This is a genomic window from Shewanella corallii (assembly GCF_023349125.1).
Lineage (GTDB): Bacteria > Pseudomonadota > Gammaproteobacteria > Enterobacterales > Shewanellaceae > Shewanella > Shewanella corallii.
In genome coordinates this window covers 747,980-769,274 of the sequence record NZ_JAKIKT010000002.1, presented here as the reverse complement: position 1 = coordinate 769,274, position 21,295 = coordinate 747,980, and the positions used below count along the sequence as shown (strand labels likewise).

General features: G+C 48.9%; 23 protein-coding genes. 3 read left to right on the top strand and 20 right to left on the bottom strand.

Annotation, left to right across the window (positions count from 1 at the left end; all coding sequences use genetic code 11):
• Positions 1-91: 91 nt before the first annotated feature.
• From L2725_RS08710 to L2725_RS08615, 20 genes are all read right to left on the bottom strand, one after another.
• Positions 92-532, bottom strand: coding sequence for a hypothetical protein (locus tag L2725_RS08710; protein WP_249248580.1), 441 nt, complete (start codon positions 530-532; stop codon positions 92-94).
• Positions 529-1,161, bottom strand: a complete 633-nt coding sequence (locus L2725_RS08705) for a hypothetical protein (RefSeq protein WP_249248579.1) — start codon at positions 1,159-1,161, stop codon at positions 529-531. Before L2725_RS08705 ends, L2725_RS08710 begins: the two co-directional genes overlap by 4 nt.
• A gap of 129 nt (positions 1,162-1,290) precedes the next feature.
• Positions 1,291-1,704 carry a hypothetical protein gene (locus L2725_RS08700; protein ID WP_249248578.1) on the bottom strand — a complete coding sequence of 138 codons (414 nt, stop codon included), beginning with the start codon at positions 1,702-1,704 and terminating at the stop codon, positions 1,291-1,293.
• A gap of 77 nt (positions 1,705-1,781) precedes the next feature.
• Positions 1,782-5,831, bottom strand: coding sequence for an IPT/TIG domain-containing protein (locus L2725_RS08695; protein ID WP_249248577.1), 4,050 nt, complete (start codon positions 5,829-5,831; stop codon positions 1,782-1,784).
• Positions 5,832-5,863: 32 nt separating this feature from the next.
• Complete coding sequence (locus L2725_RS08690) at positions 5,864-6,544, bottom strand: TadE/TadG family type IV pilus assembly protein (protein ID WP_249248576.1); 681 nt, start codon at positions 6,542-6,544, stop codon at positions 5,864-5,866.
• A 9-nt stretch (positions 6,545-6,553) separates the two neighbouring features.
• Entirely contained in the window at positions 6,554-7,006 is a 453-nt protein-coding gene (locus tag L2725_RS08685; protein WP_249248574.1) for a tetratricopeptide repeat protein, read from the bottom strand.
• A complete protein-coding gene (locus tag L2725_RS08680) occupies positions 6,991-7,320 on the bottom strand; it encodes a DUF192 domain-containing protein (RefSeq protein ID WP_249248669.1) in 330 nt (109 codons plus the stop codon). The genes L2725_RS08685 and L2725_RS08680 overlap by 16 nt, the downstream gene beginning before the upstream one ends.
• A 19-nt stretch (positions 7,321-7,339) precedes the next feature.
• Entirely contained in the window at positions 7,340-8,203 is an 864-nt protein-coding gene (locus L2725_RS08675; protein ID WP_115136240.1) for a type II secretion system F family protein, read from the bottom strand.
• Between the two features lie 12 nt (positions 8,204-8,215).
• Positions 8,216-9,067, bottom strand: a complete 852-nt coding sequence (locus L2725_RS08670; RefSeq protein ID WP_249248572.1) for a type II secretion system F family protein — start codon at positions 9,065-9,067, stop codon at positions 8,216-8,218.
• Positions 9,060-10,742, bottom strand: a complete 1,683-nt coding sequence (locus L2725_RS08665; RefSeq protein ID WP_249248571.1) for a TadA family conjugal transfer-associated ATPase — start codon at positions 10,740-10,742, stop codon at positions 9,060-9,062. The genes L2725_RS08670 and L2725_RS08665 overlap by 8 nt, the downstream gene beginning before the upstream one ends.
• Positions 10,743-10,750: 8 nt before the next feature.
• The gene (locus L2725_RS08660; RefSeq protein WP_249248570.1) at positions 10,751-12,061 is read right to left on the bottom strand and encodes a type II and III secretion system protein family protein; all 1,311 of its coding nucleotides are present in this window, start codon (positions 12,059-12,061) and stop codon (positions 10,751-10,753) included.
• Positions 12,058-12,948, bottom strand: coding sequence for a Flp pilus assembly protein CpaB (gene cpaB / locus L2725_RS08655; RefSeq protein WP_115136236.1), 891 nt, complete (start codon positions 12,946-12,948; stop codon positions 12,058-12,060). Before cpaB ends, L2725_RS08660 begins: the two co-directional genes overlap by 4 nt.
• A 12-nt stretch (positions 12,949-12,960) precedes the next feature.
• Positions 12,961-13,155, bottom strand: a complete 195-nt coding sequence (locus L2725_RS08650; protein ID WP_115136235.1) for a hypothetical protein — start codon at positions 13,153-13,155, stop codon at positions 12,961-12,963.
• A gap of 4 nt (positions 13,156-13,159) precedes the next feature.
• On the bottom strand, positions 13,160-13,834 hold the full coding sequence (locus tag L2725_RS08645; protein ID WP_249248569.1) for a hypothetical protein: 675 nt from the start codon (positions 13,832-13,834) through the stop codon (positions 13,160-13,162).
• Entirely contained in the window at positions 13,834-14,703 is an 870-nt protein-coding gene (locus L2725_RS08640; RefSeq protein WP_249248568.1) for a hypothetical protein, read from the bottom strand. The genes L2725_RS08645 and L2725_RS08640 overlap by 1 nt, the downstream gene beginning before the upstream one ends.
• Complete coding sequence (locus tag L2725_RS08635) at positions 14,703-16,067, bottom strand: hypothetical protein (RefSeq protein ID WP_115136232.1); 1,365 nt, start codon at positions 16,065-16,067, stop codon at positions 14,703-14,705. The genes L2725_RS08640 and L2725_RS08635 overlap by 1 nt, the downstream gene beginning before the upstream one ends.
• A gap of 74 nt (positions 16,068-16,141) precedes the next feature.
• Positions 16,142-16,420 carry a Flp family type IVb pilin gene (locus L2725_RS08630; protein ID WP_115136231.1) on the bottom strand — a complete coding sequence of 93 codons (279 nt, stop codon included), beginning with the start codon at positions 16,418-16,420 and terminating at the stop codon, positions 16,142-16,144.
• A gap of 80 nt (positions 16,421-16,500) precedes the next feature.
• Positions 16,501-16,758 carry a Flp family type IVb pilin gene (locus L2725_RS08625; protein WP_115136230.1) on the bottom strand — a complete coding sequence of 86 codons (258 nt, stop codon included), beginning with the start codon at positions 16,756-16,758 and terminating at the stop codon, positions 16,501-16,503.
• 181 nt (positions 16,759-16,939) lie between these two features.
• The gene (locus tag L2725_RS08620; protein ID WP_249248567.1) at positions 16,940-17,563 is read right to left on the bottom strand and encodes a response regulator transcription factor; all 624 of its coding nucleotides are present in this window, start codon (positions 17,561-17,563) and stop codon (positions 16,940-16,942) included.
• A 413-nt stretch (positions 17,564-17,976) separates the two neighbouring features.
• Positions 17,977-18,942 (bottom strand): sodium-dependent bicarbonate transport family permease, encoded by a 966-nt coding sequence (locus tag L2725_RS08615; protein ID WP_249248566.1) that lies wholly within the window; start codon positions 18,940-18,942, stop codon positions 17,977-17,979.
• 142 nt (positions 18,943-19,084) lie between these two features.
• On the opposite strand from L2725_RS08615, the gene L2725_RS08610 reads away from it, so the two are divergent.
• The 3 genes from L2725_RS08610 to L2725_RS08600 all read left to right on the top strand — a co-directional run bounded on the left by L2725_RS08610 (position 19,085) and on the right by L2725_RS08600 (position 21,285).
• Positions 19,085-20,044 carry a LysR family transcriptional regulator gene (locus tag L2725_RS08610; protein ID WP_249248564.1) on the top strand — a complete coding sequence of 320 codons (960 nt, stop codon included), beginning with the start codon at positions 19,085-19,087 and terminating at the stop codon, positions 20,042-20,044.
• A 49-nt stretch (positions 20,045-20,093) separates the two neighbouring features.
• Complete coding sequence (locus L2725_RS08605) at positions 20,094-20,357, top strand: DUF3081 family protein (protein ID WP_249248562.1); 264 nt, start codon at positions 20,094-20,096, stop codon at positions 20,355-20,357.
• A gap of 91 nt (positions 20,358-20,448) precedes the next feature.
• Complete coding sequence (locus L2725_RS08600) at positions 20,449-21,285, top strand: N-acetyl-ornithine deacetylase (RefSeq protein ID WP_249248561.1); 837 nt, start codon at positions 20,449-20,451, stop codon at positions 21,283-21,285.
• The last annotated feature ends 10 nt before the right edge of the window (positions 21,286-21,295 follow it).

Below are 21,295 nucleotides of genomic sequence, written 5' to 3'. Positions count from 1 at the left end.
GTCAGACATTGCCATTGAAAGTGCCGCTGCTGAATAGGTCAAAGGTAGGTGTTGTGGGTAGGTGGAGTAATTCTAAAAGACTATCTGGCAGTTAGTCCTGTTCAAGTGGTAGGCCAGTCATTTTTGATAACTGCTGTGCAATCTCCTCCACTTGCCTCAGAGAGCCGGAAGTGATGTCCAGCTGTGCATCGGCTTTGAGCACCACATATAGTGTATATCGCCCACGCTGCATGCGACTGCGAGATACAGTAAAAGCGGAGATTGAACTCAGTTTTATATCCTGGCGCCTGACGGGATAGAGACTGGAGTTGATATGGCTGAGTCGGTTTCTGCCTTGGTCAAGTATCAAATACTGGCGGTTGAATAACATATGCCAGCACAATGTTGCCATCAGCGCCCAGGCAAATATCAGGTGTGTCTCTGCAGGCATACCAAACCAGACCTGAGCCAGCAGAAGCAGCATTAACAATACTCCCAGTATTTTCTCGGCAAAGTGCTTCTTGATACGCAACGTTTGTATCGCCTGGGTCATATGGCTCCTCCATACCAGGCCAGAAACATTGCCAACGCGAGAAAAACTGGCAGGGGCCAAATCAGCCTGACCCGGGTGCCGGAAATTTGAAAGTCGGGCTGAAATTGACCAGTGGATAAAGGTTTGATGCTTTCAGGTATGGCGGCTTGCAGTATTTCCTGCGCTTCAAATTGAGGAACTTTGGCTTTTAAAGGCACTTTTTCCGGGTACTGAGAAAATTGGTCGTATACCGCCAACCCGTTACCGGCAGCCAGGCTCAAGGCTAAATCCCGACTGGCCTGAAGTGGCCCCAAACATTCTTTGAACACCTCAGTTTGTGAGCCTTCAGTTGTATTCAAGCTCAGCCAATACTTTCCTTCTACCTGAGTCACAGGCGATATGGTCAAAGAGCAATTTGATGCGGGCCAGCGGGAAATCAATTTTGGCGAAAGCCTCCACCAGGTTTGCTGGTGTAGGACCTCATGGCCGACAAAAACGAACCTGTCTCTGATGCCCAGGGCCCACAGAGCAAACAAAGCCAGAGGTGGCGATGCCCAGGCATAAACCCACTCTTTTGCAGGCCCGGAGGTAAGCAGCATAAATATCATGGCACTTAAAGGCACAAGGCTTATCAGACCGAACCAAATCATTCGGGTCTGCCGCTTGCCAACCAGATAGAATCTCTCTTGTTTGTCTATTCCATAAAGCCATTTGGCTCCGGGATAGAAGGAGTCATTTATATTGATGATATCCGCCGGATTTTTTATATCGGTTTAGGTTTAAGGCAGCGAGGAAAGGAACCAGCCTTTATCTGTTTTAAGGAACTTACATGAAGTGTGTGAACGACGCATTTCACTTTCAATCAGCAGTTTGACCCTGGCTTCATTGGTGGCACCAAATCGCTCTTGTTTGGCTTTGCTGGGGGCTTTATAGCTTACCTGCTTAACCTCAATATTCTGTGGCGGATGGTTCTGGAACTTGTCGTGTGCCCGTTGCAACACTCTTGCGGCTTGTTTTTTTTGAGCCTCAGAAGGTGTTGATGGCATCTGCGCCAGAAACCAGTCGATATCGTTTGCAGCAATCTTATCGAAGGTGTCCAGACAGCGTTGGGTCAGTTGAGCATCAGACTCTGCAAAGGCAACAGGAGATACCAGTATTGCCAGGCTCAGAGAAATCGCTTTGGTTTTTTTCAATTATCAGATCTCCATTGATTGAACTCTCTCCCCTCAAAAGTGAGCAGCGGAAAAACTCCACTGCCCACAGCCTTGGGCTATTCCGGTTGCAGTTCGGCCAGCGGTGCAGTTTGCGGCCTTACCGGTGACTGAACTTCGCCAACAGTCACCCGGAAGGTTTTTACACTGTCCTTAAGCAGATCCCGTCCTTCGAGAGCATCTCCTTCTACACTTATCACATCGCCACCGAACTGAATGTAATAAGTGCCAATTTCATCTTCTGCTCTGATGCCGACCAGTTTGACTGTGTGTACACCCGCTGCAAGAGGCACAGAGATAGGACCTACCTGACGTTTTGGCGCCGCGCCGTCAGCGATTACTCTGTCATTAACAACCAGCTTGAAGATGTCATCATTAAAGTTACCATTGTCACCATAGGTAATGTCCAACAGGAAAGGCACGGTAAATACCAATCCGTTGCTGGTTTGGGCTCCAACCTGGACAGTCACTTCACCTGTTATAACTCCGCGGGGAACGGTAACCGTTAGTTTGCCTGGATCGACTCTGGTGACGCTTGCTTCAACCCTGGCACCGTTACGGCCCGCAAAGGTTACGGTGTTTTCGCTGGCCAGCTCACCAAACCCTACGCCTTCGATAATAACAGTATCACCTGGCTGGCCGTTGTCCTCTTTCAGCCGTGCGATTTCCAGTCCTTCGCCTATCTGAATCTTAACAGGGGAAACGGCTTCTTCACCTCTGTGCTCAACTCTGACATTGATAGGGCCTATGGCACCGTCCAAAAGGTCTGCGGGTACAGTGATTTTCAACAGGGTGCCGGTTTCATTTACAGAGTCATGCTCTACTTCCACTTCCTGAGCACCACCCCGGCCCTCATCCAGCAGGAAAGTCACAGGCTCCTCATCAAACCAGTACCAACGCTCATTAATACCAAAACCAGTTCCTATTATTGATAGCGGTCGTGGGATAGGTTTGGCTTCCATGATGCTGGGTTCGATATCTATGATCTTTAAGCCCCAGGTCATGGTGAAGTCAGATTTAACTGGTACAAAGGCCATATCCTTAACCGTTTTGACCTGATCGACCAGGATGTCAGCTACTCTGGCTCCGGTTAGAATGGCATCAATCTGACCAACAAATGGGGTCCATTTCCGCAGTGCAGCTCCCGCAGCAAGGTAAGCTATTTCCTCTGGCGAAATCTTCAGGTACTGCTCAAGCAGTGCGGTCGTGATGGGCCCCAGTTTTCCTGCATTGGCAGGGTCAGCCAGAACTTCTACTTCGTTTTTGTAGAACTCCAGCGCGATCTCTTTAACAAAGTTACCTATGTCGTCGCCGGTGACATTTTCATCCAAATAGAGCTTTTCAACTTCTTCTACCAGTTTGGGAGAGTATTGGATAACAAGTTTGGAGACTGCTACTGCATCGAAACCGCTACTTTCATACCCAATGCCTACCAATATCAGATCGAAAAACTTCAGCAATACACCATCGATAATGGTGCGAATAGCCAAATGTCTTCTGGCTGCCAGATTGGCGGCGTCATAGGGGGAATTATTTTGAAAACTGAACGGAGATGGTCCAACGGCATCACCTACTCCGGGAGCCAATACCTGGTAAAGGCAATTCTGATAAGGACACTGGTTGTAATACTGGTCTTTGGACCAGAACTCTATGCCCAGAAAGGTTCCTCCCTGGGGGCCTAACATATTGCCGTCCCAAGCTGCTCTCACATGAGGGCGAAGCGGCGAGTCCAGCTTTGTTTCATCATATTCACCATCTTCTCCCAGAGGAATGATCAGGGTACTCAGGTAAAGCTTGGTTCTGTTCTGCAATTCAGAGCAGCCGTCATATCTGAGCTTATTCTTTTGTTCGTCACTGATATCTGAGTTATCCGGGCAACTTGGATCGGAAGGCAACCAGTTATCCAGAAAGTTGGTCGCAGCCAGGCTGTAATCAAAGTAATCAGTTCCATAATTCACAATAGTGGGCTTTATGGTGCCGGAACTGCTCGCCTGTTGTTGCAAACCTATATTTTCCAGCGCACTGATCAGCTCATTTCTTAACGCCTGACGGGCGTTGGTTGATGTGGTTTCGGAGTACTTTTTATAGATACTGTTGGCATTTTGTACCAATAAGGTCATTGTCGCCGACTGGAGTTTATCCAGCGCCGTCGCCGAGCCTTCCAGCAGACTTTCAAAGTGCTCATAGGTTTGTTGATATTCAGGGTATTGACTTATTGTGCTTCTGAATTTGGATAAGTCATCCGTGTTGATCCGCGATATGCCAACAAAGTCGAGCAGGTATTTGAATGTGGTGCTGTCCAGATCCAGTGATGTCTGAGTTTCCCCTGGCAGCAAGTAAGCACTGAGATAGCTAAAGCCCAATGGATTATCGCCATCCGCAATAAAACTGATTACAGGAGTCATCCTGTTTTTAAATGCACTGACCTGAGCTGAGCCATTGGAGCCAGTCGCAAATTCGGTATTGGGTAGTGATTCGAGTGTAAGGTCAGCTGCCGAGACTCCGGATGTGGGGGTGACTGCAATATCAGCCTCTATGGTGACAAAGTAGCTGACACTGTTACCCGTTCCAGCGGCATTATTAACCTGCAGTTTGCCATCGCTTAGACTGTCCGGGGTCAGTGCGGCCAACTGGGTGTCTGAGCTGTTGAGTAGTTGCAGAGGAACACCAGCAGCAGTCAGAGTTGGGTTATTTTCAAAGCTGACTCCACTCAAATTCAGATTACTGTTCTCTTCCAATATTAAAGCCGAGTTGGCAATAATCACCGGAGTACCCGCAGGGTTTGGCGATAGCGGCCTGATATTGGTGCGGCTGTTACCATCGGACACAAAAAGAGCATTGGCATTCGTTGGTAAGCTGGTAGAGATTAGCCCCTGAGTGCTTGTCGGTAAATTCAGTGGTGGCTGATTATCCCGGGTAATGACCAGAAAGTGAGATTGAGACGAAAGAGACGTATCCAACTCGACAAAAACCTGATCTCCAATCCTCAAAAAGTCTACATCAGTACCATTATGGTTGACCTTGGGCAAACTGATGGTTGCTGAAGCACTCTGAGGAACGGCTAACAAACGATCCTGGTCGTTGTTATCCAGCAGGCCGTCATTATCGTCATCCAGATCTCTGAAATCTGCCAGTAGATCTATATCCGTGTCTACTGGCTTGCTGAGGTCGTCCCCTGCTTCAACACTATCGTTGATATTGTTGCCGTCAGCATCAGTGTCAAGGAAGTTCCCTCTTTGATCATTATCGATATCGTCAGCACCTTCCTGGCTGTCGGTCAGGCCATCACCGTCACTGTCTGTATCTGACCAGTTTGGTATGTTATCACCATCGGGGTCAAAGCCCTGAGCTGGATAGTATCTGCCATAGAGAAACTCTTCAGTATCTGACAGACCATCACCGTCTGTATCTCTGGAGCGGTTATTGATGGCTAGGGCATTTTCTCTTTCGTCATACATGCCATCAACGTCCAAATCCTCGAAAACCCTGGCTTCGTAGGTGAAGCTATCATCCCCATCAAAGTTCAGATCAATCACACCCACATGATAGGTGCCATCAGCAGGAATCTTGACATTGATGGCCAGTGTTTTAAGTGAGGGGGTGATCTCGATTTCACCGAAATTCAACGCATTACCATCCTTATCGGAAAAGTAGATGCTGGGATTGAAATCCGGATTTTGATAACTGAGCCTAAGGGTATAGTAACTGCCCTGCTCACCTTTAAATGAGAACAGGTCGCCGTTATCAGATTTTGTGGAGATAGCTCCTTTTATGCTGAATGGCGGATAGCTGTTGGTTTGGGTTGCAACAGAGGGATTATCGTTGGGCTCGCTGTCCACAAACAGCGGTGCATCAGATTTATCTGCATCAAATGGATAATCGTCTTGCTCATCCAGTACGCCGTCGCTGTCCTCATCTTTGTTGGCCCATGTTCCTTCCGCCGGAGGCTCAGGATTTGGAGGAGGAGTCGGCGGGGTAGGGGGTGGAGTAGGGTCTGTTGGATTACCGCCTTCTCCGGGCTCCAGCTCACTATTGCAGGCGGACAAACCCAGTAAAGAACTCAGCAACAGGACTTGCCAGAGTTTTGAATATTTTTGCGAGTGCTTCATTGATATTTCCCTGTCTCGTTTTTTAAAGGGCGCTACATACGAAATGGCGTTTGCATGCGTGCCAGGCCCTGAGAAGTCATGGCTAAATAGACGTCACCTGTGACCAGTCCTAAAGCATTACAGGCAAGTTGGTCCCGGCTGGGACGAAACCAAATGTCGGTGACAATCTCTCTGATCACTACATTGGCTACTGGTACTATCAATCGTTGGCACCAGCGAACTTCAATTTGCAGCAGATTTGCATCCTGAATATTGATTCGTCTGTTTCCGTCCACAGGCAAGGGGGCGGGATTGCGATACATCAGGTTGTTGTTGGGGATCTCATATATGTTGCGGCCGTTGATGCGGCTTCTGACTCTGAAGCGGTTAAATACACTACGATTAGGATTAAGTATGGTAATTTGGCTTTGTACCCTGGTCGCCACTACCGCTCTGGCAAGGGCTGAAAAGGTATCTGCAGGAGTTGTCCCATTTGCATAAAGCGGCATCATTCCCCGTGCCAACCCCTGGCGTATATCTGCCAGGCTGCCATTGTTGAGTGTTCCTTCCCTGACAGCATTGGCTGTCGCTGCATCCAGGGTGCTTTTGGCTGAGTAGATAAATGCCCATTGAACAATCAACATCATTATCACCAGCATGATGGGCATCATGAAGGGCAAGGCGATATTGAACTCCACCATACTCTGGCCTGATTGGTGCTGGAGTGGTTTCATGACGACTCCTTAACTTCCTCGGGTTGCACTTTGCAATTGGGTTAACTCGGACAGCAGCGCCTCAATCTGTTGGTGCACAGCTGACTTCTGGTCACCCCGACCAGAGGCCTCCTGCAGCAGTTGAGTTGACTGCTTTAGTCTAACCAAGCTCATGTTGTACCAAGCCTTTTGATTATTGGGTTCCAGCTCCAGACACCTTTGATAGGCTGCTATTGCTGCTTCCTGGCGTCCTGTACGGGTATAAATATTGCCAAGTCGAAACCATGCCGGAGCATAGTTAGGTACGCTGTTGAGTACTTCCAGATAAAGACTTTCAGCCTGGTCCAACATGGCCCTGCGATAAGCCTGTTCCGCCTGTGCCTGGATGGTCATAATGTCTTTGTTGCCTTTATGTGGTGGCGGGGCAGAGCTACAACCTTGCATAAAAATCAACATCAACAGAGGGATCAAGAATTTAGCCATGTGAGGTGATCTCCTTGTTTTATATCTACTTTGGATGCATATCCTGCTGTCACCTCCACCACCGACCTGGCTGACTTACAGGCACTCATGCGCCAGGGAAGTAACTGTTCGACGACTTTTAGTACAAGGCCGTTGCTATCCAGATAGATGAGATCGATCGGATAGGACATCCAAAAGGTATGTACAGAATTACAGGGAGAGATCAGCAGGCCTTCTCCTTGCTTTAAAGGGCGTCTTCCTAATAATCCCCTTAGTCGCAGCCAGGGGGACTTAGCCAGATAAACTCTGGAAATTTTGGTGTTTCCCTCCTGCATAAGGGCTGATGTCGGCATGTTATAGCTCATAGATAAACTTCATCGCGATGGGAAAGGCGAGAATCATGAATGTCACAGGGAAAATGAATACTATGAGCGGGAACACCAGTTTTACCGGGGCTTCCAGTGCTTTCTTTTCTGCTCTTTGGAACCGTTCAACTCTGCGTTGATCGGATTGGATCCTCAAGGTTTTCCCCAGGCTGGCACCGGTTCGCTCAGCCTGAGCCAACGCACTGACCAAGCTATTTACTTCGGTAATTTGAACCCGGTTTGCCATGTTTCTAAAAGCCTGTGAGCGGGACATACCGGCACGCATGTCTCTGATTACCTTCTCAAACTCAATACGCAGAGGGCCTTCCGGGCCCCGTTCTACAGCCTGTGACAAGGCTCCTGTCATATTCAGTCCTGCCTCAATGGCCATGGTGAGATAATCCAGATAAACAGGCAGGGCTCGAACGATCAGACCCTGCCGCTTTTTACGCAGGTCATTGAGGGTGAGCACCGGCAGGAAGTAGCCCATCAGTCCCGCCAGAAACAGATATAGCAGGCTGAATGAATCCAGTAGTAAACTGGCAAAGTAAAACAAACCTATTGCAAATAAAGTGCTGAGAATACGGATCGCAAAGTACTGTTCGGCTGTCATGATGTATGACAACCCGGATAATTGCAGGTGTTTGGAGACTCGCTCCAGATAGTCAACGCTGAGTTTTTCCCCCAGGTAATAGGCGAACAATCGCACCATGGGCCAGATAATACGGAGACCTGGAGAGAGAGGGTCCATAAACTCCCTGTTTTCTGCGGGAACCTCATGGTAGATACGGGCGCAGCTATACACCAGGAAGGCGATGGCGAGACTGAATCCTATACTGAACAGAGTGATCATATGAGAGCTCCGTTACACATCGATAGTGACGATTTTTTTTATCGCCAGATAGCCAAAACTCAACATAAAGATCACCATTACGATAACCCCCCAGCCTACGGGTTCGGAAAACAGTCGAGACATGGCCTCTGGTTCCATGTGGTAAAGCACCAATCCAATAAACAGAGGCAGAGCTGTCATTACCAAGCCCTGCATTTTTCCCTGAGCTGTGAGGGAGTTAATTTTGCCCTCCATCTCAATCTTCTTTCTCAGGGTGTCAGACAGCCTCAATAGCACTTCGGCAAGGTTGCCCCCTACGTCACGGGATATCTGCATGCCAGCGACAACCAGCTGGAACTCATCTTCCGGGATGCGAGAATACATATTGGAAAGTGCAGTATTAAACTCCACGCCCAGGCGTTGTTGCCTTAAGAAAAGTTGAAACTCCTGCTTCAGTGGTGCCTCAGATTCCTCCGCCATAAACTCGATTGCACTGGATAGATTGGCTCCTGATTGCATTGAAGATGCGACCATGTTCAAGGCATCAGGAAGCTGATGAACAAACTTGCGTCTGCGGCGTTGGTGCAAGAAGCGATATGCGAACCGAGGAATAAAGGCCAGTACGATACTGAAGATAAACCCGAGTATCCATGAACCAAAAAACAACCTGCCTATGACAGGCACTGTGAGAAGGGTGAACACGTTCATCCAAAACAGCTGTTTAGGTTCAATAAACAGAAACAAGTCAAACAGGTTGGCCTTGGCGGTAGTGGTAAAGGTTTCTTGATATTTTTGCGCCCAAGAGACAGAGAGATGTCTGAGTGACCAAATCAGTAGTGTCACTGACAGAAAAACCAAGACCATAGCGAGCAAAATACTATTCATGGTTCAGTTGCCTCTCAAAGATATTGAGACGAACTTTAATACCCCGCTTGCGCAGCTGTTCGTAGAACTCAGGCAAGGTACCGGTTGGTGTGTAGTAGCCTTGCACTTTGCCATTCTCGTCAAAGCCGGTTTGTTGGAATCGGAATATTTCCGAAAGCTGAACTATGCTGCCTTCAATTCCTGTGACTTCACAAATACTGGTGACCCTGCGAGAGCCATCGGAAAACCTGGATTGCTGAACAATGACGTTCACCGCCGATGAGATTTGTTCTCGGATAGCAATAACAGGCAGTTCCATTCCTGACATCATCACCATTACCTCAAGTCTGGAGATACAGTCCCGGGGGGAGTTGGCGTGAGCAGTGGTCAGTGAACCATCATGACCAGTATTCATGGCCTGCAACATATCCAGTGCTTCGCCGCCACGGCATTCACCAATGACGACTCTGTCCGGTCGCATCCGCAGGCAGTTCTTTACCAGATCGCGAATAGCAATTGCACCTTTACCTTCCTGATTGGGAGGTCTTGCCTCAAGGGATACAAGATTGGGTTGATAAAGCTGCAACTCAGCAGCGTCCTCAACGGTGACAATACGTTCGTCATCAGGGATAAAATTGGACAGTACGTTGAGCAGAGTGGTTTTACCTGAGCCTGTTCCCCCGGAAATCACCACATTACGTTTTTGCTTTACTGCTATCTCCAGAAACTCAGCCATCTCTGCGCTCATTGAGCCAAAGCCAATCAGGTCATCGCAGCTCAGCCTTTTTTGCATAAACTTACGAATAGTGATGCAGGGGCCCTTAAGTGCCAGTGGTGGAATAACAGCGTTAACCCGGGAGCCATCTTTGAGTCTTGCATCTACCATAGGAGAGCTTTCGTCAATCCGGCGGCCTATTGGAGTTACAATTCGTTCGATTGCCCCGAGCACGGCCTGGTCGTCTGAAAAGGCGATCTCAGACAGGAACAGTTGACCCGCTTTTTCATAAAAAATCTGGTCATGACTGTTGACCATAATCTCAGTGACATCGGGATCGGCAATCAGACCTTCAAGTGGTCCAAGACCTATGGTCTCATCCAGCACTTCTTTAATGAGCGCGCTGACTTCTATCTCAGCAGGCAGTTGATAGCTTGCGATCAACTTATTTATCAGGGATTCACTTTGTTCTCTGAGCTCAACATCACTCATTTCACTTACATTGACCCTCCGCAAGTCCATCTGCTTGAGCAGTTCATTATGAATTTTTTTACGCCATTCGTTGCGCAATAAAATTTGTTGGTGCCGCACTTCATCCTCAGCTGAGACCTTTTTGGTGGGAGAGGATTCAACTATTGGTTCTTCCGGTTCTGATGGCGTTTGGGGTTGAGCTGCTATTGGACGGGGGTCACTACTCTTTACCCGAATATGGTAGTCCCCTATTTGCACCTGATCCTGGAAGGAAAGGGGGCCAAAGCTGTCATGTTTTTCACCGTTAACTTTAAAACCAGTGAGGCTGCTGGCATCTTCGATAAAAATTCCTTCGTCATTCTGGCTCAGAGTCGCGTGATGACGTGAGATCTTAAATCCTCTGAGGACAATGAGCTGATCCGGGTCTTTCCCTATCTGGCATGAGGGATGAATACAATTGAACTCGCCGACTTTAGTGCCTTTGGTGGTGCTGACAAATACGCTAAACATGGCACCCCCTAATCCAGAATGTGGAACGTTTCGATATCGTCAGCTTGCCCAACCATTTCCTGGCCTCGCTTCAACTGACTGTCATGTTCTTCCTGACCCGGATAAACCACCACAGGTGTGGCGAAAATAACCAGTTCAGTGTGATTGTTTTTAAAATCGCGGGACTTAAAGAGTTCGCCAAGGATTGGAATATCACCAAGGAAAGGAACCTTATTGACGAATTTAGACATCTCGCTGTTAACCAAGCCTGAGATCACTATGGTTTCATTGTCTTTAACGTTGATAACAGACTCAGTCCGGCGGGTAAGCAGACCAGGGGTACCTTCAACCGAAACTGACGGGTCTATGGAGCTGACTTCAGCCATGATTTTACTGGTGATATTGTTGTCATCATCCACCAATGGCTCTATGTCGAGACGTATGCCGTATTCTTTAAATTGAATATCAACACCGCCAACTTCATTCAGGCTGCGAATGGGAAACTCACCACCGGCAAGAAAGGAGGCTGTCTCTCCGCTGCGGGTTGCCAGGTTCGGCTGAGCCAGCAGTCTGGCGTCACCTTTTTCCGCAAGGAGTTGAATCTGTGAGCCAATCCCTGTGACTATGCCAAAATAGCTCCAGCCTCGGCTGTCCAGATTACCTATGCTTCCTGCGATCGCTTCGGTAATACCCTCTGCATACTGACCGGGTGATGCGACAGTGAAAATGGGGTTACTGGTGAATGCCTTTGCCGCACCAAACGCTGGGCCGCTCATACCTGTATCCCACTGAACACCTATGTTATTTAAAGTGGATTTTTTAAACTCAACAATTTGAACCTTTATCTTCACCATAGGGAGAAGGGGTTTTTCATATCTGTAGTAGTTAACAAGCGAAACAACCTTTAACTGATTGCTTATTATCTTTTCAAGGGCTGCTTCATAGTCGGGATCAACCGTGCCCTGAACCAGCAAAACGCCATCCTTTTCTGTAATAATGGTACCTGGGAAAGCTTCTAATTTTGCTTTGAGCTGCTTCAACTCATTGATAGGATTACCGGAAGTGACTGTCACGCTGACCTTTCTCAGAGTGCCGTCACGTTGCCAGATTTGCAGATCCGACTCGCCAGCGCCTTCTGCAATGACCAGAATTCCCGCATCATCAACCACTTTAGCGCTCAGTACTTTGCCGTTACCAACGACTACCCGCTCAATATTATTCAGTGGTAACAGCTCTACAGCACCTATATAGAGCTCCAAAGGAGAGTTGTTGTGGGCGGAGGCATTCTGCACGGGTAAAACTAAAAACAGGGTAATTAATATAGATATAATTGATTTCATAGTGAGTTATTCTGATACCTGCTGAGTTGATCCTGAATGTCATCTGGAAGGGCATATTCTTCATCTGTGATCTTGAGGCCGCTGCCACCAATGATCATCTCTACCGTTCTATGCTGAGTATTGTCCGATGGCTCGAATATTTCGCCATCGTGCATGGAGATAAACTCAACAGGCTGACTTTCCTGTTGATTACGCAGTAGAGTCACAAAGGAACCTTTGTCTCTGGCCAAAGATACTCTGGCTGCATCATCAATGGTCATAGCCAGAGTGACGGTATTGTATGCGGAGGGATTGTCATAAAGGGTATCAGCGAGCTCGGGGTGGATATCAACGCTGCGTCTACCAGTGGCCAACACGGTCACATTTTCAAGCAGCAGCTGCAGACGTTTGCGCTTGTCGCTTTCCTCATCGTCAAACACCAGCATAAGATCAACATGGTCTGAGGGAACCAACATGCCCGCTGTGGAGTTGATATCATCTACATCAATAGTCACCGCACGTTCACCGGGTTTGAGCAGGTCGGAGAACTGAGCCACTGTCATACTGGGGAGATAGGTTTCCAGCAAAGGCCGACCAGGTGCCATGGTTTCCAGTAGCATCTCACCGTTGATTTCGGCAAATCGGCTTGGATGAATCGCGTCCAGCGGTAAAGTGTCCTCTCTGATTTGCCTGACAGACATGTTTTCTCTGGAAATCACGTCGCCTTTTTGCAAAGGTTGAGTGGCAACAATAACATCAGCCATCCGAATGGCGCTGTTGTTGATTTTTTCTATTAACTCTCGCTCTTTGGCCTCAAAGTAATTTTTGGCCATCCAAGCCGAAGCCCCGCCAAGGACCAAAGCAACAAATAATAAAATCCAGTTATAATCCAGTAATTTCCTGGCCATCCTTAGACTCCGTCAACCCGGTAAAATTGAAAGTGATTTGTGATATGAAAAGGCCTCGTACCAATCAATGAGTGCTTGAACGCACATCTCTATGGGAGACGTATCCCCTTCCCATGGCCAGAGCAGTGCTGCCAGCAAGGCTGCGCAAATAACCAAATACTCCACGCTGGCCTGGCCTGTTGTTTTGTGAAAAAGCTTTATTTTCATTGCATTAGTTCCCTTCCTTGACTTGGTTGGCAACTATGTAGACATGGGAGTCTCGGGTGGAAAAGCTGACGTCGACAAATTCGGTTCCACGATTGAATCTCAAAGAAGCTTTGCCCTCAGTCGTGTCCAGAATGTCCCTGACTCCTTGCCAGCCTGCGCGACGGTAATAGTCTTTGTAGAAGTGGTAAGTTGAGCTCAATCCTCGTTCGCTCAGCAATATGGTGGTTGTTCCCTGTTTTAATGGGTCTTTGGACTTCACCTCAGAGATGACATCAGTATTGGATGGCTTGGGAAAACGAGTTCGGGCAACTTTATTAAGCGCGTTCTCATCCAGATTCTTGGTTATGCCCACCAGCACCCGTGTTTGCCCCAGGTCTTCAGAAATTCGAGCGGTCAACAAAAAAGGAGGTTGAAGGCTATTGATGATGAAGTCACCGTTAAAGTCTACGGCACTGAACTTCTCACTGGATGATTGCCATTGATTCATGAAGAATTTGATAACTTTATCTTTGTTACCAGGCACCATTACGGCCCAGGTCCGCATTGGATAGCCGTTATATTCCATGTCATCGGCGACAATCTGTACCTGAGCTTTTGGCGGGAAATTGATCTCCGGCCAATTTTCAGCATGGACAGTAAAGAGTTGAGCTAAAAAGAGCAGACAAATTATGCGTTTCATCAGCGTTCTCCACAGTCGCGACTGCCGTAATTGCAAAGTCGATTTTGAGGAAGGACGTCCGGCTCAAGGTGTCCCAACTTAAGACTGCTTGGCCTCAACTCCCGTCCAAATGGCAAAATGCCCAACAGGCGTTGTGCCCAGCGAATTACGCCATTATTCATATAATTAGTCAGTACCAAGCGTTCAGAACGATTTTTCAAATGGTGTGGACCCGCGGCATTCCAACCGGTAGCCAATAGTGCGGAGTTGCCACTGATATTCAACGTGAGTTCGTCAAATGGCTCCAGATCGAGTTGTTCCAGCTGGCTTTCAACGCGGGTTTGGTAGAACTGGTCTTGCTCTAACCTGAATCCGGTAAATGAGAGTAAATTGACTGCAGTACCAACAGCCCTGCCAAGGGAGCCCGGGAGTTGGCTACCGGACGATTGAAGCCCGGTAAATTTCGCCAACTCGTCCTCATCGGGGGCATTTTCAGTAGCGTCTGCCAAAAGAGGCTCAAGTTGTCCCCTTTCTCCTAGCTGAACCCGCAACATGGGGTGGAGGTTTTCCTGCCAGCTCCATTCTCTTTGACTGGTGGTAAACAGGGCATTGCCATCTCTTTGATAGATGCGCCATGGAAGTTGTTTAGCGATATCAGTTTCGGTACGTCTGGCAGCATAAACACCGCTGACATTTGGCATACGGCTGGGGGCTGAGTTGTACCAGACTGTGCGCTCCCAAGCCGTGTAGTGAGCAGCCTGATCCGCTCTGTGCTGCATGCCGGTCAACTTGGATATAAAGGGCAGAAGCACCAACAGAGGGATAACCACAAAAGCAACGGCGACAGACATCTCCACTAAAGATTGACCTTTCTGCTTACGGTTTGTCATTACAGCAACTCCGTCAATGTCAGAACGAAAGCCCTTTCACCATTGGTCGTATCTGAAAGTCGTGGCTGCCAATAGGGGTTGTAGAGGTTACCGTACTCATGTTTGTTATCAGAACGGCGCCAACCCAGTGTGCTCATTAGATCTCTGGGGCGAGAGTAGTAAGCTTGCGCAGCTGCCAGCGCCGTCATCCTGTCGCCAGACATCTGTTCATTGATCGCCGGGTTAGCTCTGGTATTCCCCGCTGTCACTACGCTGGTGGTACGAACGTTGTTCTGAGCTTTGGATACGACAACCGCAAGGTTGTCAGTTCGTCCCTGGCGGGCAGTTCGGTCGGAAAGGGCGTAAAAGGGTCTGACGCCATTGTAACCACCTCGAGTCTGCTGATTACGTTTGGCAAGCCAGGTGGCACTGCGATTGGTTCGACCACTGCCACCCCAGAGATTTCGATTTCCTTGTCTGCGTAACTCAACGCGATTGTCAGAACGGGTTCCACCCCACCCAACAGGTATCTCACGTCGCCGCCACCCGCATCCCCGCCAGGAACATCGGAAATACGCATAATGCATGCTAAGAGTGTCTACCCCAGTCCAACTTTCAGCCTGATTGCGTCTATATCTGCGGTTTTCAATCAGATCACTTCCGCCAGTTTTATAGGTTTTCCACTTTACCAATCCCAGGTTGACCGACCATATACCACCCAGACGGTATGACCTGCCTTGGGTGAAAGGATCTTTTGAGCTGGCTGTTACACCGATAAAATCTTGATAGGACTGGGAGTTACGTCTCCAGCGAGAACGAGAGTGGCGCTTCTGGGCACTAAACCAAGTATTTCTTATATCGTTTGCCAGAAGGGGGTTTTGAACCCAGTCCAAACTGGCTTGAGGGTCATTTGCTCTGACTACGTCGCCGGTGGCTGCGGCGGTGGAGACTATACCGGCGAAATGGACAATACGTTGAGATTCACTAAGGGCATAGAGAATCGCGTCCTCAGCATAAACCATCACCCTGAACAGGGGCTGAGCAACTTGATTCATTCCTCGAACGACTCGTTGGATGACCCTGATGACCTGGCCAACATAGGGAACCCAGCAAAGCGCATAGCAGGCATTCTCTCCAAACTTATCAGTCATCTCAAACCATGATGACAAGCCCACCATCTGAGCCACCGCAATCTGATTGGCGACTGCTGCCCGGTTAGTGTAGGCCTTGAAGTTGAGGTCCCTGGCTGCAATTGAAGCGACACTGTAAGCGGTATTGTCTGCAGTTTGCTGGAGCTTTGTGCCCTTGAGATTGAGCTGGGAGGCATTGTAGCTGAACAAAACTGTCATCATGGCAAAGGACATCAGCACGAGTGACAGCACCATGGCTTGTCCTGAGTGTTGAATCCTTGATGTTATCCTTTGTCCAATGCGCGCCTTCATGTGTCACCTCTCACTCATCAGTCAACGGTATCACCACTGGCGTCGTTACCGCCTTCGTTGTAATTGCCCAAGTTGTACTCTTTGTCGGCGACGGTACTGGCTTGTCCCGATGCGGTCTGAGAGCTTGCTATCTCAGTTTCTGAGTTTTGACCTGATATTTCTTTCGTGACCCCGGCGGTTTGATTACGCAGGGTTTTACCGAAAAAGCTGTAAACACCGATTGCTGATACGGCAATCAGTGCCACTATGATGATGTACTCAGTCATTCCCTGACCCAAGGAAGCTTTGAATTTCATTGTTCGCCCCCAGATTTGCACGTCTTCACGCTTCAGGCAGCAGCGACAGAAGCCTACTGCTGCCGACGTGACTCAGGCTATTACTGGTCTGCACCAGCGTTGTAATCACCCAAATCGTAGTTTTGATCTGCGTTGGTGGCACCGTTGTCAGCCGCTGCTTGTGCTGCATCAATTTGGTCCTGGGAATTCTGACCAGATACTTCTGCTGACAAACCAGCCATCTGATTACGAATAGTCTGGCCAAAGAAGCTGTAGACACCGATAGCAGCTACGGCGATCAGTGCAACGATGATGATGTATTCGGTCATGCCCTGACCTTTCTGCTTACGCTTTAACATAAAAACCTCCAAGGTTTGTCGAACGTGACATTTGTAACTGTGTGTAACGAGTTCGTTAATGGATTCTGCTAAAGAGGCGAGGGCGGATCAATTGCCCGTAAGGATGTGAATGAAAAAGCAATACCCCACTGTTGGGGGTATACTTTTGGCTTACGCTTTGTGAGACATTGGCTATTTTGAGCTAGTTTCCGAAGGTGAGCAGCAGCTGCGAGCGGCTCTTAAGATTGGTTTTCTTGTAGATATTCTGCAGGTGCATTTTGACGGTATTTATCGAGATATTCATGGACTTGGCTATCTCCTCGTTGGTCATGCCTTCGCACACAAGAATAATGACCTGCTTCTCTTTTGGCGTAACACTGTCAAGCAGTTGGTAGCCGGTGACCTTACCGGGCTTGCAGGATGAGAGTATGTACTCAGACATGGCGGTATTACTGAATGCCAGCTCGCCTTTGGTGACTTTCTCCAGCACGACAGCCTGCAAATCGCGGCTGGCCGTAGCTGCCAGCACGCCACGAAAGCCATAGTTCATCAGCGCCATCTCCAAAGATGATGAGGGTTTGGGGATAACCGCGAGATGACGGGCCTGCGAAAGGTTTTCGTGCTCAGGGCACACCTTCAATGACTGCAGGCAGGCTGAGCCTGGGAAGTGTATAAACAGTGTCTGGGCCAGCTGGCTTTTGCCGCTGAAACTCAGTTCCTCCAACTGCATCAGGGTATGGACTTTTTGATATCCAAACAGGGGCGCCCAGCTTTCAAAGCGTTTCTTCTCAGTGGCGGTAGGGGCCACCAGTATGAGCTCTTTCATCATGTCTCCGACTGCTTTATCAAGTTCAATCTAGCGGATCTGATGAGATACCCAATTGCATTTTAGTCTGTTTTTGGCTCTCGTCTGCTATCTCGGATTCTCACCCCGTCAAAGGCGATACCGATTGAGTAAATATATGAATCTACTGAATATAGATGTGCCTTTTAGATGGAACTTTTGAACGTTTCAGCGTATTTAGACATATTCCTCATGCATATTCAGTTACCCAAAAGGCTAGTGTTACTTTTAAAAATCCGGGATTCATTGGGTAGCTTTGATAAAAATTTGGAGCAAAAAACCTAGGGGCACTAACGTGCTTTAAGCAAATATTCAACAAATTGTCATATACAGTTATGAAAAACGCGCCTTATTTGGCGCGTTTTATCCTTACTTAATTAATGGGTATTAGAGGGTTAGAGCATCATTTCAATAAACTGAGCGTACAGAGGCAGACCAATCAACACATTTATCGGGAAAGTAATGCCCAATGATGCCAGCATTGCCAGGCCGATGTTGGCGTCGGGAACTGCTGCTCTGATGGCCGCCGGAGCCGCGATGTAGGAGGCACTGGCTGCCAGCCCCGCCAGCACCAGAATACTGCCCTTTGGCAGACCCAGTGCCAGTCCCAGTAATATGCCGCACCAGGCCAATACAAAGGGTATGCCCGCAGCAAACAGCATCAGTCGCCACTGACGCATTGGCAGAGGGCGGCACACTTTGGCGGTGCACAAGCCCATTTCCAGCAAAAACAGCGCCAGCAGAGTTTTAAAGCCTCCCATCAATACCGGCGCCAGACTCGCCAGGCCGGACTCACCGTAGGCCCAGCCAATTGCCACACCGCCGGTAAGCAAGACCACACCTCTGCTGGTGAGAGCTTCATGCAGGATATTGCCGCTGCTGACTTTGGCTATACCCAGACCTTCACGTTTGATGGGCTTGCGGGCATTGAGAAAGCGGTACAGCCAGAGCATAACGATAATGGCCGGCAGCTCCAGCAGTACCAGATAGAGGGTGGTTTCCGGCTTCAGTGGCCAGCCAAGGTGTTCCGCAAGGGCGATAACCACGGCAAAGGTACCTGCGCTAACGCTGCCGTAATGAGCCGCAATACTGATCGCATTTTCCCGGGAGAGGCGGATAAGCTTTCTGAGTAGCGGGTAAAGACTGAGAGGGATGATTAACCCCAGTGCAGCAATCAGCACCAGCTCGCTGATCACCAGTTGCTCTCCCTGGCCATGAAGGGCCATGCCGCCTTTGAGGCCAAGGGTCAACATCAGCAGAATAGACAGGGTTTCGTAGATGGACTCAGGGACTTTCAAATCTGATTTTACCAAACCGGCCAGCAGGCCAAGGGCAAAAAACGCAATTACTATGTCAGGCATGGCAGTTTCCTGTAACTGTCTGATTCTTGGTAGATGTGTAGCGGCGTGAATTTTGACAGTATTGCAATATATTTGAAAATAAATTGTGTTTTAAATTTGCATAGATGATTATCTATGTATTGCAATATTTTGTATTCATGCCATGAATTTACGACATTTAAGCTTCCGGCTGCTACAGGTTTTTCAAGAGGTGGTCAGACAAGGCAGTATCACGGCAGCGGCCAAAGCCCTGCATCTGACCCAGCCAACGGTTTCAATGCAGCTTAAAAAACTGACTGAGCTGGTGGGCGAGCCATTACTGGAAAGTCGGGGAGGGCAACTTAAACCTACTGAGATTGGCCGTGAGCTCTACCAGGCGGTGGCTGATGTATTTACCCGGTTTGATGACTTCAATGCCTTATTGGCCCAAAGCCGTGAAGGCAGGGCGGGGCATATCAATATCGGCTTGGTTACCACGGCAAAGTATGTGATGCCACGCATATTGGGAGCCTTCTACCGCCATTTCCCCAAGGTTGAAGTGACCCTGAACATAGGTAACCGGGCCCATGTTATGTCGCGGTTCGAGCAACAATTGGATGACCTCTACCTGTTCAGTCATCCTCCCACCGGTGAGCAGGTGAGATCAGCGCGTATTATCCAAAATCCATTACAGTTGATAGCCCCCAGAGATCACTGGGCGGCAGCAGAAACTCACCTGAGCTTCAGCGAGTTAACCCGGGAGAGGTTTCTGATCCGGGAGCCTGGCAGTGCGACCCGGATGATGTTTGAGTCCTGGTTGAGTCGGCAGGGGCACGAACTCAGGCATACAATGCAGATAGAAAGTAATGAAGCGATAAGACTAAGTGTGGTTTCGGGCCTGGGCTTGTCTGTGATTTCAGGTCATACCCTGCAGGAAGGTCGGGAGCGGCCTGCGGTACTAAATGTCGAAGGTTTCCCGCTCAAAAGTCACTGGTATCTGGTCAGTCGGCGGGACCGAAGGCTATCCTACGCGGCGGATCAGTTGGTTAAGTTTATGGCGTCTCATTTGTGGGATTGTATCGAGCCGAGTTGGGTGGCCGAAGACCTGAGTACTTTGCTTGAATGGTCAGGTGAGACAGCTTGAACTTCCCTGTATTGATTTCCGTATAAGGCTCTGAACAAAAGGAAAAGATATGAAAAACGAAATAGATATCCAGTGGGTTTTGAGAGTCGTTAATAAAATTAATGCCGAAGGAGAGAAACTGGATGGCGGATACAAGCTCAATGGTTTAACGGTAACCAGTGATTTGGAAGGTTATAACATCAGTGTTGAAGATGGTCGCTGCAGCCTGCATATCGGTTTTCATAATGTTTATGATTTTGACTACCCGGACGCATCAGCGATGGAGAACTTCATGGCCAGAATGTGGCAGGTGGCGAGTTCCACTGCGGACTGAGTAAGTCATAACCGATTGAGTCATATCGGATCTGTTGTTTCAATGCAGGCTTGGTATGATACCCATATACACTGACCCTTTGGACGTATTCATGCGCTCCCCTTTCCAATCATTCCTTTGGCAATCCGGTCTGTTTGCCTGCGACAGTAACGACCTGGAGCACTTTTCAGCTCTGCTCAGCGAAGAGACCCAGCGACTGGGTATGAAGCAAACCTTATTGGGTGAAGCTGGCCGATTCCCACTGCCGATGTTCAAGAGTCCGGCGCCCAATGCCGACCTCCCCTCAATACTGGTTTGCGCTGGCTTTCACGGTGATGCGGCAGCTGGGCCATGGGGAATTTTGTACTGGTTGGCCAGTCAGTCTGAGGATATTTTCACTCAGGTAAACCTGAGTATCCTGCCTTTGGTGAGTGCAAGTGGTTTTAGAAAGGGGCAGAAATACAATCGTCAGGGGCAGGATGCTCTGATGGGGTATCTGTGGGAGCAGGGCAAGGCCAAAACCAATGACGACACCTCCGAAGAGGGGGAAATACTGCTGCGTCATGGTCAGTTGCTTCAAGCTGCAGGGCGTGATGGTGTGCTGACATTGGGAGAGGATGTTCACAGCGAGCAGGCTTATCTGTGCAGCTTTGAACCCCGTCAGGCTCCTGGCGCATTTACCGGGCAGTTACTGGAGTCACTTGGAGAGCATTTCCCGCTGAAGGCTCAGGCGACCAGTCAGGCCTGTGATGTTGGGCAAGGCAATCTGTTTAACTGCTTTGATAGCAGTTTTACGGCGTTTCTAGTCAAAGCCGGAGCCAGGTGTGGAGCTGCAATTTATACCCCTGCCGGCGGTGATTTCGATGACAGAGTCAAAGCCACCGCGCATATTCTCGATGGCTTTGTGGGGCGTTACCTGCAGCTCCCGGAGGCTGCCGACGTATACTGACAGCAGCGCC

Excerpts from the sequence above, each read along its gene's own strand:
- L2725_RS08710 (WP_249248580.1), bottom strand. The coding sequence starts at position 532 with ATGACCCAGGCGATACAAACGTTGCGTATCAAGAAGCACTTTGCCGAG.
- L2725_RS08705 (WP_249248579.1), bottom strand. The coding sequence starts at position 1,161 with ATGATTTGGTTCGGTCTGATAAGCCTTGTGCCTTTAAGTGCCATGATA.
- L2725_RS08695 (WP_249248577.1), bottom strand. The coding sequence starts at position 5,831 with ATGAAGCACTCGCAAAAATATTCAAAACTCTGGCAAGTCCTGTTGCTG.
- L2725_RS08690 (WP_249248576.1), bottom strand. The coding sequence starts at position 6,544 with ATGAAACCACTCCAGCACCAATCAGGCCAGAGTATGGTGGAGTTCAAT.
- L2725_RS08685 (WP_249248574.1), bottom strand. The coding sequence starts at position 7,006 with ATGGCTAAATTCTTGATCCCTCTGTTGATGTTGATTTTTATGCAAGGT.
- L2725_RS08680 (WP_249248669.1), bottom strand. The coding sequence starts at position 7,320 with ATGCAGGAGGGAAACACCAAAATTTCCAGAGTTTATCTGGCTAAGTCC.
- L2725_RS08675 (WP_115136240.1), bottom strand. The coding sequence starts at position 8,203 with ATGATCACTCTGTTCAGTATAGGATTCAGTCTCGCCATCGCCTTCCTG.
- L2725_RS08670 (WP_249248572.1), bottom strand. The coding sequence starts at position 9,067 with ATGAATAGTATTTTGCTCGCTATGGTCTTGGTTTTTCTGTCAGTGACA.
- L2725_RS08665 (WP_249248571.1), bottom strand. The coding sequence starts at position 10,742 with ATGTTTAGCGTATTTGTCAGCACCACCAAAGGCACTAAAGTCGGCGAG.
- L2725_RS08660 (WP_249248570.1), bottom strand. The coding sequence starts at position 12,061 with ATGAAATCAATTATATCTATATTAATTACCCTGTTTTTAGTTTTACCC.
- cpaB (WP_115136236.1), bottom strand. The coding sequence starts at position 12,948 with ATGGCCAGGAAATTACTGGATTATAACTGGATTTTATTATTTGTTGCT.
- L2725_RS08650 (WP_115136235.1), bottom strand. The coding sequence starts at position 13,155 with ATGAAAATAAAGCTTTTTCACAAAACAACAGGCCAGGCCAGCGTGGAG.
- L2725_RS08645 (WP_249248569.1), bottom strand. The coding sequence starts at position 13,834 with ATGAAACGCATAATTTGTCTGCTCTTTTTAGCTCAACTCTTTACTGTC.
- L2725_RS08640 (WP_249248568.1), bottom strand. The coding sequence starts at position 14,703 with ATGACAAACCGTAAGCAGAAAGGTCAATCTTTAGTGGAGATGTCTGTC.
- L2725_RS08635 (WP_115136232.1), bottom strand. The coding sequence starts at position 16,067 with ATGGTGCTGTCACTCGTGCTGATGTCCTTTGCCATGATGACAGTTTTG.
- L2725_RS08630 (WP_115136231.1), bottom strand. The coding sequence starts at position 16,420 with ATGAAATTCAAAGCTTCCTTGGGTCAGGGAATGACTGAGTACATCATC.
- L2725_RS08625 (WP_115136230.1), bottom strand. The coding sequence starts at position 16,758 with ATGTTAAAGCGTAAGCAGAAAGGTCAGGGCATGACCGAATACATCATC.
- L2725_RS08620 (WP_249248567.1), bottom strand. The coding sequence starts at position 17,563 with ATGAAAGAGCTCATACTGGTGGCCCCTACCGCCACTGAGAAGAAACGC.
- L2725_RS08615 (WP_249248566.1), bottom strand. The coding sequence starts at position 18,942 with ATGCCTGACATAGTAATTGCGTTTTTTGCCCTTGGCCTGCTGGCCGGT.
- L2725_RS08610 (WP_249248564.1), top strand. The coding sequence starts at position 19,085 with ATGAATTTACGACATTTAAGCTTCCGGCTGCTACAGGTTTTTCAAGAG.
- L2725_RS08605 (WP_249248562.1), top strand. The coding sequence starts at position 20,094 with ATGAAAAACGAAATAGATATCCAGTGGGTTTTGAGAGTCGTTAATAAA.
- L2725_RS08600 (WP_249248561.1), top strand. The coding sequence starts at position 20,449 with ATGCGCTCCCCTTTCCAATCATTCCTTTGGCAATCCGGTCTGTTTGCC.